The 12,557-nt window shown below is 72.0% G+C and carries 10 protein-coding genes and 2 pseudogenes; 5 read left to right on the top strand and 7 right to left on the bottom strand.

The window, feature by feature from the left end; all coding sequences use genetic code 11:
* Positions 1-19: 19 nt before the first annotated feature.
* The 3 genes from E6W39_RS32025 to E6W39_RS32015 are packed head-to-tail and all read right to left on the bottom strand — an operon-like array spanning position 20 to position 2,905.
* Complete coding sequence (locus E6W39_RS32025) at positions 20-595, bottom strand: cupin domain-containing protein (protein ID WP_141638071.1); 576 nt, start codon at positions 593-595, stop codon at positions 20-22.
* A gap of 20 nt (positions 596-615) precedes the next feature.
* A complete protein-coding gene (locus E6W39_RS32020; protein WP_141636454.1) occupies positions 616-1,812 on the bottom strand; it encodes a cytochrome P450 in 1,197 nt (398 codons plus the stop codon).
* Positions 1,813-1,834: 22 nt separating this feature from the next.
* Positions 1,835-2,905 carry a type III polyketide synthase gene (locus tag E6W39_RS32015; RefSeq protein ID WP_141636453.1) on the bottom strand — a complete coding sequence of 357 codons (1,071 nt, stop codon included), beginning with the start codon at positions 2,903-2,905 and terminating at the stop codon, positions 1,835-1,837.
* A gap of 112 nt (positions 2,906-3,017) precedes the next feature.
* On the opposite strand from E6W39_RS32015, the gene E6W39_RS32010 reads away from it, so the two are divergent.
* On the top strand, positions 3,018-3,566 hold the full coding sequence (locus E6W39_RS32010) for an NUDIX hydrolase (RefSeq protein ID WP_228718446.1): 549 nt from the start codon (positions 3,018-3,020) through the stop codon (positions 3,564-3,566).
* 62 nt (positions 3,567-3,628) lie between these two features.
* Here E6W39_RS32010 and E6W39_RS32005 read toward each other — a convergent pair whose 3' ends face one another.
* The gene (locus E6W39_RS32005; RefSeq protein WP_228718445.1) at positions 3,629-5,998 is read right to left on the bottom strand and encodes a Tex family protein; all 2,370 of its coding nucleotides are present in this window, start codon (positions 5,996-5,998) and stop codon (positions 3,629-3,631) included.
* A 58-nt stretch (positions 5,999-6,056) separates the two neighbouring features.
* Between E6W39_RS32005 and E6W39_RS32000 the strand changes: the two genes are divergently transcribed.
* On the top strand, positions 6,057-6,434 hold the full coding sequence (locus E6W39_RS32000; protein WP_141636452.1) for a PPOX class F420-dependent oxidoreductase: 378 nt from the start codon (positions 6,057-6,059) through the stop codon (positions 6,432-6,434).
* On the opposite strand, the gene E6W39_RS31995 is transcribed toward E6W39_RS32000, so the two are convergent.
* Positions 6,424-8,088 carry an AMP-binding protein gene (locus tag E6W39_RS31995; protein ID WP_228718444.1) on the bottom strand — a complete coding sequence of 555 codons (1,665 nt, stop codon included), beginning with the start codon at positions 8,086-8,088 and terminating at the stop codon, positions 6,424-6,426. The two genes, E6W39_RS32000 and E6W39_RS31995, sit on opposite strands and share 11 nt — an antisense overlap.
* 151 nt (positions 8,089-8,239) lie before the next feature.
* Between E6W39_RS31995 and E6W39_RS39910 the strand changes: the two genes are divergently transcribed.
* Complete coding sequence (locus E6W39_RS39910; RefSeq protein ID WP_181799536.1) at positions 8,240-9,106, top strand: hypothetical protein; 867 nt, start codon at positions 8,240-8,242, stop codon at positions 9,104-9,106.
* A 52-nt stretch (positions 9,107-9,158) separates the two neighbouring features.
* Here E6W39_RS39910 and E6W39_RS31985 read toward each other — a convergent pair whose 3' ends face one another.
* Positions 9,159-10,019 carry an alpha/beta fold hydrolase gene (locus E6W39_RS31985; protein WP_141636450.1) on the bottom strand — a complete coding sequence of 287 codons (861 nt, stop codon included), beginning with the start codon at positions 10,017-10,019 and terminating at the stop codon, positions 9,159-9,161.
* On the opposite strand from E6W39_RS31985, the gene E6W39_RS31980 reads away from it, so the two are divergent.
* Entirely contained in the window at positions 9,924-10,769 is an 846-nt protein-coding gene (locus E6W39_RS31980) for a helix-turn-helix domain-containing protein (RefSeq protein WP_407658516.1), read from the top strand. The genes E6W39_RS31985 and E6W39_RS31980 overlap by 96 nt on opposite strands.
* Positions 10,770-10,797: 28 nt before the next feature.
* Here E6W39_RS31980 and E6W39_RS31975 read toward each other — a convergent pair.
* Positions 10,798-11,148: pseudogene (locus tag E6W39_RS31975) on the bottom strand (winged helix-turn-helix transcriptional regulator); the annotation flags it as partial.
* A gap of 87 nt (positions 11,149-11,235) precedes the next feature.
* Here E6W39_RS31975 and E6W39_RS31970 point away from each other — a divergent pair.
* Positions 11,236-12,446 (top strand): annotated as a pseudogene (locus E6W39_RS31970) (pyridoxal phosphate-dependent aminotransferase).
* Positions 12,447-12,557: the final 111 nt, after the last annotated feature.

Genomic DNA, 12,557 nt, shown 5'->3' with positions numbered 1-12,557 from the left:
GTGTCAGTCCCAGCCTGCCTCATCCCGCGCCGGTTGGGCCAGCTCCAGTCGAACCGGCCCCGGCCGGATCGGGCCCGAGCGGCTCGGTGGGCAGCGGCTGCCCCGGCTTCAGCGGGGTGAACTGCTCGACGTCCCAGCGGCGGCGCAGTTCCTCCACGGCGCCGGGCGCGGGTGCCCCGTCGGCCAGCAGCTCGAAGAGCTCCTCGAAGTAGCGCTCGTGGTCGGGCGGCGGGGCGGCCTGGAAGAGCATCCGGGCGGGAGCGGGCCCGGGGTTGGCGAAGCCGTGCGGGCAGCCGGGCGGAATGTGGATCAGGGCGCCGGGGGTGCCGCGCCGCACCGTCTCGCCGTTCGCGGAGCGCCAGTTCTGCCAGCCGCCGGCGGTGCGCACCTCGGGCTCGAAGGCGAACATGTCCACCTCGCCGTCCAGCACGTAGAAGAACTCCTCGGTCCTGGTGTGCCGGTGGGCGCCGACGTCGAAGCCCACCGGCACCACCACCTCGAAGAGCGAGCCGACGGTGCTGCGCTCCCCCGTGATCTTGAAGGTGACGTGCTGGGCCGGCCCGATCAGCGAACGTCCGCCGCCGGGCGGCAGCATCAGCCCGCTCAACGGGAGGCTCACCAGGTGACCGGCAGGGCGCGCGGGCCCCGGATCAACTCGCCCTTGCGCCACGGCACCTGGTCGGCGGGCACGGCAAGTCGCAGCCCTGGCAGCCGGTTCAGCAGGGCGCGCAGCATGGTCTGGGTCTCCATCCGGGCGAAGGTCGCGCCGACGCAGTAGTGCGGGCCGTGCCCGAAGGCCAGGTGCGGGTTGGGCTGCCGGTCGAAGTCCAGCTCGTCGGGATCGGCGAAGACCGCCGGGTCGCGGTTGGCCGCCAGGTAGGAGGAGTGCACCGCCTCGCCCTCGCGGACCGTGACCCCGCCCAACTCGACGTCCTCGGTGGCGATCCGGGCCTGCCCGGTGGCGTTGCGGTGCGGCAGCCAGCGCAGCAGCTCCTCCACCGCCTGCGGCAGCAGCTGCGGCTCGTCGAGCAGCCGCTGCCACAAGTGCGGGCGGGTGAGCAGGATGTAGGCCATGGTGCTGCTGTTGAAGCGCACCGAGTTCATGCCGCTGATCTGCATCAGCACCGCGAAGGCCACCAGTTGCTCGCGGGTCAGCTCGCCGTCCTTCTCGCCCTGGACCAGGTGGCTGAGCAGGTCGTCCCGCGGTTCGGTGTGCCGCTGCTCGGCCAGGCCGTCGAGGTAGGCGCCGATCTCCTGCTTGGCCCGCTCGCTCTCCTCGGGGCTGCGCGCGGCGGTGATGATCTGCACCGTCCAGTCGGCGACCTGCGCGCGGCCCGCCTCCGGGATGCCCATCAGGTCGCTCATGCCGTGCAGTGCGAACGGGGTGTAGTAGTGCTCCATCAGGTCGGCCGGCGAGCCGTGTTGGACCATCGCGTCCAGCAGCCGGTCGGCCAGCGCCTCGGAGTGCGGCCGCCGGGCCTCGGTCTGCTTGCTGGTGAAGGCCCTTGAGGCGGCGCGGCGCAGCTTGGTGTGCTCGGGCGGGTCGGCGAAGCCCACCGCGTCGTTCAGCGGGATCGGGTTGGGCGCCAGCCTGGTGACGTCCTGGTGCAGCAGCCGGGCCCGGCTGAACCGCGCGTCCGAGGTGACCTTGGTGACGTCGGCGTACTTGCCGGCCAGCCAGGCCTGGCCGGTGCCGTGCGGCAGCCGGATCCGGCCCAGGTCCTCCCGGGACACCGCGCCGTGCAGCACCGGGTCGAACTCCAACTCGTCCAGCTCGTCGACGGTCCAGAAGACCGGCTCGGTTTCGGACATCCGAAAAGCCTTTCCGTTCGGTTCAGTTCAGTCGCTCGCTACGGCGGTCGATCCAGGTGCCGAGCGACATCTCGGCGGTGATGCCGGGACCGAACCCGGCCAGGATGCCGCGGTGCCCGCTGATCGCCGTGCCCTCGTCGAAGAGCCGGCCGAGTGCGTCCAGGACCACGCCGCTGGCGATGTTGCCGTACTCGGTGAGGGTGGCCCGGCTGTGCCGGAAGGCCTCGCCGGGCACCTCCAGGAACCGGCTGAGGTCGTCCAGGATCCGTGGGCCGCCCGCGTGGATGATGTAGAAGTCCAGGTTGGCGGCCTTCCAGGCGTGCTCGTCGGCGAGCGCCTCCAGCGCCGGGGCCAGCGGCTCCATGGTGCCGGGCACCCGCTTGTCCAGCTGGAAGTGGAAGCCGGTGGACCGCACCGCGTAGGAGATCCAGTCCTGGGTCCCGGGGATCAGGTAGGAGCCGTTGCGCTCCAGCCGCACCCCCCAGCCCTGGTCCCCGCCGCGCACCACCGCGGCCGCGACCGCGTCCCCGAACAGGCCGTCGGAGAGCAGCTGGCCGACTCCGAGGTCGGTCGGCTGGTAGCAGAGCGAGCAGAACTCGCAGGCCACGACCAGGGCGTTGCGCTGCGGGTAGGCGGTGCAGAAGTCATGCGCCCGGTTGATCGCCGCGCCGCCTGCCGCGCAGCCGAGTTGGGCGATCGGCAGCTGCCTGGTCTGCGCGTTGAAGCCCATCTCGTTGATCAGCCAGGCGGTCAGCGACGGCATGCTGAAGCCGGTGCAGGAGACGAAGACGATCAGGTCGATCTGCCTGGCCGTCAGCTCGGCGTGGTCCAGGGCCTGCTGGACGACCCGTGGCACACGCTTGCGCGCCTCCTCGAAGAACAGCAGGTTGCGGCTCTCGAAGCCCGGATGCGCCAGGGTCCGCTCGATCGGCTGGACGATGTGCCGCTTGCGCACCCCGGTGTTCTTGATCAGCCGCAGCACCAGCCCCAGGTCCGGGTGGTCCCGGTGCTTGTCGCGGGCGATCGCCAGGGTGTCGTCCATGGTGATGACGTGTTCCGGCACTTCGGTCGCCGGCCTGCAGAGCACCGCCATGTCTTCCGCCTCCCAGCACCTGTCCACAACTGACCCGTCACCGAAACCATACGTTGTAAATACGGTACGTAGTCGCTCACGCCACACGGGTAGCCGCGACTAGGATCCAGCGGTGACCAACAGCCCTGAGCTCATCAGCCCGCCGCAGGACCGGTATCCGGCGCTGTTCGCGCCCCAGCGGTGGGAGTGGGGCGGCATCGACGCCCAGTTCAGCCTCGCCGTGCCGCCTGACGGACTGATCACCAACATTCACCTGATCGGCTTCATCGGCGACCGGGTGGTGGTCTGCGAGGACAACCGGGGCCACTGGTTCCTGCCCGGCGGCACCCGCGAGGCCGACGAGACGGTGCGTGACTGCCTGGTCCGCGAACTGCGCGAGGAAGCCGGCGCGCGGCTGTGCGGCGAGCCGGTCTGGATCGGCGCGCACCGCGCGGTGACCGACCGGCCCGCCCCCTACCGGCCGTGGCAGCCGCACCCCGAGAAGGCCTGGCTCTGGGGCTGGGCCGAGGTGGAGCTGGACGGCGCGCCGACCAACCCGGACGACGGCGAACAGGTCGTCCAGGTCCGGGCCCTGCCGGTCGCCGAGGCCGCCGCGCTGATGGGCGCCGAGCCCTGGCGGGCCGAACTGATCCAGCTCGCCGCCGAACTGCGCCGGGCATGACGGAGCGGGGCGGGTCACCGCCCCGCCCCGCGTCACTGGCCTGACTCAACGGCCGGGCTGACTCAACGGCTCAGCCCGGCGCGGCGCAGCGCGTCCGCCATCGCGCTGTTCACCACGGGCGCCGGCGCCGAGCCGCCGCGCCGGTCCTGGCGCGGCGGGCGCGACCCGCGCTCCCGACCGCCACCGCCCTGACCGCCGCCCTGGCCACCCTGGCCGCCGCCGCGGGCCGGCTGCGCCTCGTCGTCCAGCCGCAGCGACAGGCCGATCCGCTTGCGCGGCACGTCGACCGAGACCACCTTGCAGGTCACCACGTCGCCCGGCTTGACCACCTCGCGCGGGTCCTTGACGAACTTCGTGGACAGCGCCGAGACGTGCACCAGGCCGTCCTGGTGGACGCCCACGTCGACGAAGGCGCCGAACGCGGCGACATTGGTCACCACGCCCTCCAGCACCATGCCGACCACCAGGTCGCCGATGGTGTCCACGCCCTCCTTGAAGGTCGCGGTGCGGAACGCGGGGCGCGGGTCGCGGCCCGGCTTGTCCAACTCGCCCAGGATGTCGGTGACCGTCGGGATGCCGAAGGTCTCGTCGGCGAACTCGGCCGGCTTCAGGGCCCGCAGCGCCGACCCGTTGCCGATCAGCTCCTTGACGGTGCCGCCGGTCTTCGCCAGGATCCGCCGCACCACAGGGTAGGCCTCGGGGTGCACCGCGGAGGCGTCCAACGGGTCGTCACCACCCGGGATCCGCAGGAAGCCCGCGCACTGCTCGAAGGCCTTCGGACCCAGCCGGGTCACGTCCTTGAGCGACTTGCGGGTGCGGAAGGGGCCGTTGGCGTCGCGGTGCGCCACGATGTTGTCGGCCAGCGTCGAGGTCACCCCGGAGACCCGGGTGAGCAGCGGCGCGGAGGCGGTGTTGACGTCCACTCCGACCGCGTTGACGCAGTCCTCGACCACGGCGTCCAGCGAGCGGGACAGCTTCACCTCGCTGAGGTCGTGCTGGTACTGGCCGACGCCGATCGACTTGGGGTCGATCTTCACCAGCTCGGCCAGCGGGTCCTGAAGCCGGCGGGCGATCGAAACCGCGCCGCGGATCGAGACGTTGAGCTCCGGCAGCTCCTGGGAGGCGAAGGCCGAGGCGGAGTAGACCGAGGCGCCGGCCTCGGAGACCATCGCCTTGGTCAGCTTCAGCTCCGGGTGGCGCTTGATCAGGTCCTCGGCGAGCTTGTCGGTCTCCCGGGAGGCGGTGCCGTTGCCGATCGCCACCAGCTCGACGTCGTGCGCCTTGGCCAGCTTGGCCAGGGTGGCCAGCGCCGCGTCCCACTTGTTGGCCGGCTGGTGCGGGTAGATGGTGTCGTGCGCGACCACCTTGCCGGTGGCGTCCACCACGGCGACCTTGACGCCGGTGCGGAAGCCCGGGTCCAGGCCCATGGTGGCCCGGGTGCCGGCGGGCGCGGCCAGCAGCAGGTCGCGCAGGTTGGCGGCGAACACCTTGACCGCCTCGTCCTCGGCCTCCTGGCGCAGCCGGCCGCGCAGGTCCAGGCCGAGCCGCACCAGGATCCGGGTGCGCCAGGCCCAACGGACCGTGTCGCCGAGCCACTTGTCGGCCGGGCGGCCGTGGTCGGCGACGCCGAACCGGGCGGCGATCCGCTGCTCGTAGTCGCGCTCGTCCGGCAGGTCGGCCTCCTCGCCCTCGTAGGGCGACAGGTCGAGGTCGAGCACCTCCTCCTTCTCGCCGCGCAGCATCGCCAGGATCCGGTGCGAGGGCAGCTTGGTGTAGGGCTCGGCGAAGTCGAAGTAGTCGGCGAACTTGGCGCCGTCCTGCTCCTTGCCGTCGCGGACCTTGGCGACCAGCCGACCGCGGGTCCACATCCGCTCGCGCAGCGAGCCGATCAGGTCGGCGTCCTCGGCGAACCGCTCGACCAGGATCGACCGGGCGCCGTCCAGCGCGGCCGCGGCGTCCGCGACCTGCTCGTTGGCGAAGGTCGCGGCCAGCGCGGCCGGGTCCTGCGACGGGTCGGCCAGCAGGGTGTCCGCCAGCGGCTCCAGGCCGGCCTCCCGGGCCGCCTGCGCCTTGGTGCGGCGCTTGGGCTTGAAGGGCAGGTAGATGTCCTCCAGGCGGGCCTTGGAGTCGGCGGCCAGGATCTGCGCGCGCAGCGGGTCGTCCAGCTTGCCCTGGGCCTCGATCGACTCCAGCACGGCGGCCCGGCGCTCCTCCAGCTCCCGCAGGTAGCGCAGCCGCTCCTCCAGGGTGCGCAGCTGGGCGTCGTCCAGCTCGCCGGTGACCTCCTTGCGGTAGCGGGCGATGAACGGCACGGTCGACCCGCCGTCCAGCAGCTCGACCGCCGCCTTCACCTGCCCCTCCCGGACCCCGAGCTCCTCGGCGATCCGCCGCCCGACTGCTACTTCGGCTGGTGTGGTCACGAAGCCGGTCACCTTCTCCAGTGTGTCGCTGCAGGTACGCAGGGCATTGTGTCAGCTGTACAGTCCGCATATGGATGACGCGCTGCTGGACCGGCTGGGGAACGGCAAGTACCTGCTGATCACCTCCTGCAAGAAGGACGGCACGCCGGTGGCCACCCCGGTGTGGGTGGTGCGCGACGGGCAGGCGCTGGGGGTGTGGACGGCCGCCGACAGCTGGAAGGTCAAGCGGATCCGGCGCCGGCCCGAGGTGCTGGTCGGGCCGTGCGACATGCGCGGCAACCCGAGCGGCGAACCGGTGCCGGCCACCGCCGAGATCGTCGACGCGGCCCCGTACCGTCCCCTGCTGGCCCGCAAGTACGGCCTGCTCGGGCGGCTGACGCTGCTGGGCAGCCGACTGCGTCGCGGCACCGGGGGGACGGTCGGGATCCGGATCGTCCTCAGCTCCTGAGCTCCGGGAACTGGTCGTCGCGCCACTCGGCGGACAGCTCGCCGCCCTGCTCCTCGCGGGTGCGCAGCTCGACCCGGCGGATCTTGCCGGAGATGGTCTTCGGCAGCTCGAAGAACTCCAGCCGGCGCACCCGCAGATAGGGAGCCAGGTTCTCGCGGGCGTGCCGCAGGATCGCCAGCGCGGTCTCCCGGGTCGGCTCCCAGCCGGGCGCCAGCGCGACATAGGCCTTGGGCACCGCCAGGCGGGTGGGATCGGGTGCCGGGACGACCGCCGCCTCTGCGACCGCCGGGTGCTCGATCAGCACGCTCTCCAGCTCGAACGGGGAGATCTTGTAGTCGGAGGCCTTGAAGACGTCGTCGGTGCGGCCGATGTAGGTGATGTAGCCGTCGGCGTCCCGGGCGGCCACATCGCCGGTGTGGTAGTAACCACCGGCCATCGCGGCGGCGTTGCGCTCTTCGTCGTCCAGGTAGCCGGTCATCAGGTTGACCGGGCGCTGCGCCAGGTCGAGGCAGATCTCGCCCTCGTCGGCGGGCTTGCCGCTGACCGGGTCGACCAGCACCACCGGCACGCCGGGCAGCGGACGGCCCATCGAGCCGGGCTTGACCGTGCCGCCCGGGGGGTTGCCGATCAGCAGGGTGGTCTCGGTCTGCCCGAACCCGTCCCGGATGGTGAGCCCCCATTGCCGCTCGATCTGGGCGATCACCTCCGGGTTGAGCGGCTCGCCGGCCGCGAACAGCTCGCGCAGCGTGCCCGGACCGGCCGACAGGTCGCTCTGGATGAGCATCCGCCAGACCGTGGGCGGCGCGCAGAAGGTCGTCACCTCGGCCCGGCGCAGCTCGGCCAGCAGCCGCACCGGGTCGAAGCGGGTGTAGTTGTGCACGAAGATGGTGGCCTCGGCGATCCACGGCGCGAAGAAGCAGCTCCAGGCGTGCTTGGCCCAGCCCGGTGAGCTGATGTTGAGGTGCACGTCGCCGGGGCGCAGGCCGGACCAGGCCATCGTGGTCAAGTGGCCGACGGGGTAGGAGACCTGGGTGTGCTGCACCAGCTTGGGGCGGCTGGTGGTGCCGCTGGTGAAGTAGACCAGCAGCGGGTCCTCGGGCGCGGTGACGGCGGGCAGCGGCGCCGGCTCGGCGATCCGGTAGGCGTCCTCGAACGGGGTCCAGCCCTCGACCGGGCCGCCGACCACGATCCTGGTGCAGCCGCCTCCGGTGAACTTCGCCGTGTCGGCGGCGTTGGCCACGACATGGCGGGCCCGGCCGCGTTCGATCCGGTCGGCCAGGTCGGCGGGGCCGAGCGCGGTGGTGGTCGGCATGATCACCGCGCCGAGCTTCATCACCGCCAGCATCGCCTCCCACAGCTCGACCTGGTTGCCGAGCATCAGCAGCACCCGATCGCCCTTGCGCACCCCGAGGCCGGCCAGGTGGTGGGCGACCTGGTCGGAGCGGCGGGCCAGCTCGTCGAAACTTTGGCGCCGCTCCCGCCCGTCCTCCTCGACGATCCACAGCGCGGTGCGCTCGTTGCCCCGGGCGATCGCGTCGAACCAGTCGACGGCCCAGTTGAACCGCTCGCCGAGCTCGGGCCAGGCGAACGGCTCCTGACGCAGCAGCAGGTCCCGCGCGGCGCGATAGCGGTCGGTCGGGGTGGGGTTGGTCACGGCGACTCCCTCGGGACGGTTTCCCGCCTTGGCGTGTATACGTCGACTCCGCGCGCTTGAGCAACGCGCGGCCGGCCACCAGTATCTGGACCGAGTCGCCGCAGCACACCCCCCACACGTGCTTTCCCGATCCGCGAATGCGAGCGCCCCCATGACTCTCCGTCGCACGTCCTCCGTCCGCCGCGCCCTGGCCGCCGTCACGGCCGCCCTGGCCGTCACCGCCGTGCCCGCCGCCCAGCTGGCCGCCGCCCCCGGTGCGATCGCCTCCCCCGCCCACCACGCCGCCTACGCGCCGCAGAGCCCGACCCGGAGCACTTCGCAGATGCGCTACCACGGCGGGCCCGTACAGCACCACCCGGTGGTCTACCTGGACTTCTGGGGAAGCCAGTGGAACACCGACACCAACGGCATCCAGACGTATCTGACCAAGCTCTTCCAGGGCCTGGGCACCAGCCAGGACACCTGGTCCGCCATCACCTCGCAGTACACCGACTCTTCCGGCACCGGACCCGCCTTCACCGGCCCGGTGCTGGGCGGCAGTTGGTCGGACAACGCGGCCCCGGCCCCCGCCGCCTCCTCGCAGAGCGGCATCGCCGCCGAGGCCGACCGCGCCGCGAGCCACTTCGGGGTGGCCGGCGACACGGATGCGCAGATCGTGGTGCTCAGCCCGCACGGCACCTCTCCCGACGGCTGGCCCGGCTCGGGCTTCTGCGCCTACCACGACTACTCCGGCAGCGTCTCCTACACCAACATGCCGTACCAGCTGGACGCCCCGGCCGGCAGCCGCTGCCCGAACAGCGCACTCGGCGGCAAGCTGGACGCCTTCAGCATCGTCGAGGGCCACGAGTACGCCGAGTCGATCAGCGACCCGCAGCCCAGCTCCGGCTGGGTCAACTCCTCGGGCCAGGAGATCGGCGACACCTGCGAGAGCAACTTCCAGAAGGTGGCACTCCCCACCGGCACCTTCGCGATGCAGCCGCTGTGGAGCAACCGGGCCGGCGGCTGCTCGATCAAGTAGCCACCGGGTGCTGACGGGCCCTCCCCTCGCCGGGCCCGTCAGCACCCGTGCGCTATTCGCCGAGCAGCGGCTCGCCCTCACCCCGGGCGGCTGCGGCCAGCACCTCGGCCAGCCGCTCGGGCATCGAGAACATCGGGCAGTGGCCGCTGGGGAGTTCGAAGTAGCGGTTGGCGGGGTTGGCCAACCAGGCGAACCGGGGCGCGCCGGTGGCGTGCAGGCCGCGCACCAGGGGCAGGTCGGCGCCGCTGAGGGTGCAGAAGATGCCGGTCATCGGCAGGTTCTTGAAGGCGCCGGTGAGCCGGATCGGCTCGGTCATGCTGCGGGCGGGCCAGAACGGCACCCGCTGGGGCAGCTGTTCGGCGATCTCGGCCGGCAGATCGCCGCCGTCGAGCCAGGCCACCTCGGGGTAGCGCACCAACTCACCGGTCACGGTGGCCCGCTGCTCCGGCACCATGTCCACCAGCGACTCGCCGTCCTCCGGCAGCGGCGCGTCGATCAGCACCGTGCGGGCCACCCGCTCCGGCGCGGCATCGGCGGCGGCCAGCATCGGAAAGCTGCCGTAGCTGTGGCCGACCAGCACCACCGGCTCGTCCTGCTCGGCCAGCACCCTGGAGACCTGGGCAGTGTGCTCGGCAAGTCCGTCGCTCGACGCGGTGCCGAGGGTGACGGGGATCGCGCGATGTCCGGCGGCAGTCAGCTGGGCCGCCACCTGCTGCCAGGCCCAGCCGTCCAGCCAGGCCCGGGAATCAGTACGAATATGCTCATGGGCGTGACCGTAGGAACTCCCCCAGGGGGAGAAACCAGCCTGAGCATCGGGATGCTGGCCGAGGCGGCGGGGGTCAGCGTCAAGACCGTGCGCTACTACTCGGACCAGGGGCTGCTGCCCGCCGCGCAGCGCAGCGCGGGCGGCCACCGGCGTTACGGTACTCCGGCGCTGGCCCGGTTGCGGCAGCTTCGCGGGTTGCGGGCGCTGGGGCTGTCGCTGCCGACGGCCGGGGAGGTGGCGGCCGGTGAGGTGGCGCTTGACCAGGCGCTGGCCCGGGAGCGGGCCGAGCTGGCCCGGCAGCTCACCGAACTGCGCTGGCGCGAGGCCGCGTTGGCCGCTCTGGCGGAGCACCCCGAGGAGTTGCTGACGCTGGGCGAGGCGCTGCGCGAGGCGCCCAGGATGGATGTCTTCGCGGCCTTCTGGCGCCGGGTGCTGCCGGTGCGGCTGCCGGCCGGACTGAAGCGCGCGATCGTGGACGCCGTGCTGCCGGAGCTGCCCGCCGAGCCGACGCCTCAACAGGCGCTTGCCTATGCCCGGTTGCACGCGCTCAGCAGTGATCGCAAGCTGGCCGCCGCCGCCCGGACCCCGGCCGCGAAGGACACGCCCAGCCTCAGCCTGACCTACGAGGGCACCAGCGAGGCCTACCAGCTCGCCCTGGCCGAGCTGGCCCGGGGCGCCGAGCCGGGCCCCGGGGAGGCACTGGACGCCTATGTCGCGGCGTTCGCCCGCGGCGCCGGGCGGGTCGACGACGCCGCGTTCCGTCGCGAACTGGCGGCCTTCGAGCTGACCCACCCGGTGATCGCCCGCTACTGGCAGCTGGCCCGCGCCCTGCACCCGGGCCCGACCATGGGCGACGCCCACGAGTGGATCAACTCGGCGCTGCGCCTGCCGGGCTGACCCCGTCGATCGGCGCGCCGCCCGTGACCCAGTGCCCGCGCACCGCGTCGGTCGGCCGCTGCTCCCCCAGCGCCGGCAGCCCCCAGTCGCCCAGGGCGGTCAGCACCGGGTGCAGCGCGGCGCCGCGCTCGGTCAGCTCGTAGACAGTGGCGTTGGCCGGCCGCTCCAGGCGGCGGCGGACCACCAGGCCCTCGGCCTCCAGTTGCTTGAGCCGGGCGGCCAGGATGTCGGTGGACACCCCGGGCAGGTCGGCGTGCAGGTCGGTGTAGCGGCGCGGCCCGCCGAGCAGCTCACGGACGATCAGGAGGCTCCAGCGCTCTCCCACCGCGTCCAGAGCCCGGGCGATCGCGCAGTACTGGTCGTAGCTTCGGCGTGACATGGCATCAGCATAGCCAAGAGGTTGGACTTTCCAAGTGCTCGCTTGGTAGAACAAAGCAACCAGGTTCGGCGGTGTGGAGGCTCAGTCATGGAGTTCCGGCAGTCCAGCAAGCTCGCAGGCGTGTGCTACGAGATCCGCGGCCCGGTGGTCGACCAGGCCAACGCCCTGGAGGAGGCCGGGCACAGCGTGCTGCGGCTGAACACCGGCAACCCGGCGCCGTTCGGCTTCGAGGCGCCCGAGGAGATCCTGCAGGACATCATCCGCAACCTCCCCAGGGCGCACGGCTACAGCGACGCCCGCGGGATCCTGCCGGCCCGCCGCGCGGTGGTGCAGTACTACCAGCAGCGCGGCGTGACCGGCGTCGACGTCAACGACGTCTTCCTGGGCAACGGCGCCTCCGAGCTGATCCAGATGGCCGTCCAGGCGCTGGTCGACGACGGCGACGAGGTGCTGGTCCCGGCCCCCGACTTCCCGCTGTGGACGGCCGTGGTCCGCCTCGCCGGCGGCAAGGCGGTGCACTACCTGTGCGACGAGGAGGCCGACTGGTACCCGGACCTGGACGACATCGCCACCAAGATCACCTCTCGCACCAAGGCCATCGTGGTGATCAACCCCAACAACCCGACCGGCGCGGTCTACCCCAGGGAACTGCTCACCGGCATCCTCGAACTCGCCCGCCGGCACGGCCTGATGGTGCTGGCCGACGAGATCTACGACAAGATCCTCTACGACGGTGCCGAGCACCACTGCCTGGCCGCGCTCGCCGACGACGTGGTGACCCTGACCTTCAACGGCCTCTCCAAGGCCTACCGGGTGGCCGGCTTCCGCAGCGGCTGGCTGGTGGTGTCCGGCCCCAAGCAGCACGCCAGGGACTACCTGGAGGGGCTGACCATGCTGGCCGGCATGCGGCTCTGCCCCAATGTGCCGGCCCAGTACGCGGTGCAGGCGGCGCTCGGCGGCCACCAGTCGATCCACGACCTGACCCTGCCGAACGGCCGGCTGACCGAGCAGCGCGACGTCACCTGGCGGGCGCTCAACGAGCTGCCCGGGTGAGCTGCGTCAAGCCCAAGGGCGCCCTCTACGCATTCGCCAGGCTGGACCCGGCGGTGCACAGGATCAAGGACGACGAGCAGTTCGCGCTGGACCTGCTGCTCCGCGAGAAGATCCACATCGTCCAGGGCACCGGCTTCAACTGGCCGCGCCCGGACCACTTCCGGTTCGTCACGCTGCCGCGGGCCGACGATCTGGAGACCGCGATCAGCCGGATCGGCCGGTTCCTGACGACCTACAAGCAGTAGGCCGCACGGGGGCTCCTCACTGGGCCATGCCGATCTGACGGAAATTCACTCGAAAGAACACGTGCACCGAGAACCGCACGCCGGGTCCGCGCTGCTGTGCGCGGCTTAACG

It is taken from the genome of Kitasatospora acidiphila, assembly GCF_006636205.1.
Lineage (GTDB): Bacteria > Actinomycetota > Actinomycetes > Streptomycetales > Streptomycetaceae > Kitasatospora > Kitasatospora acidiphila.
The sequence above is the reverse complement of the archived record's forward strand: the minus strand, read 5'-3'. Positions and strand labels throughout refer to the sequence as shown.

Coding starts and splice junctions, on each gene's coding strand:
- E6W39_RS39910 (WP_181799536.1), top strand. CDS start 8,240: ATGACTCTCCGTCGCACGTCCTCCGTCCGCCGCGCCCTGGCCGCCGTC.
- E6W39_RS32015 (WP_141636453.1), bottom strand. CDS start 2,905: ATGGCGGTGCTCTGCAGGCCGGCGACCGAAGTGCCGGAACACGTCATC.
- E6W39_RS32000 (WP_141636452.1), top strand. CDS start 6,057: ATGGATGACGCGCTGCTGGACCGGCTGGGGAACGGCAAGTACCTGCTG.
- E6W39_RS32020 (WP_141636454.1), bottom strand. CDS start 1,812: ATGTCCGAAACCGAGCCGGTCTTCTGGACCGTCGACGAGCTGGACGAG.
- E6W39_RS32025 (WP_141638071.1), bottom strand. CDS start 595: ATGCTGCCGCCCGGCGGCGGACGTTCGCTGATCGGGCCGGCCCAGCAC.
- E6W39_RS31980 (WP_407658516.1), top strand. CDS start 9,924: ATGCTGGCCGAGGCGGCGGGGGTCAGCGTCAAGACCGTGCGCTACTAC.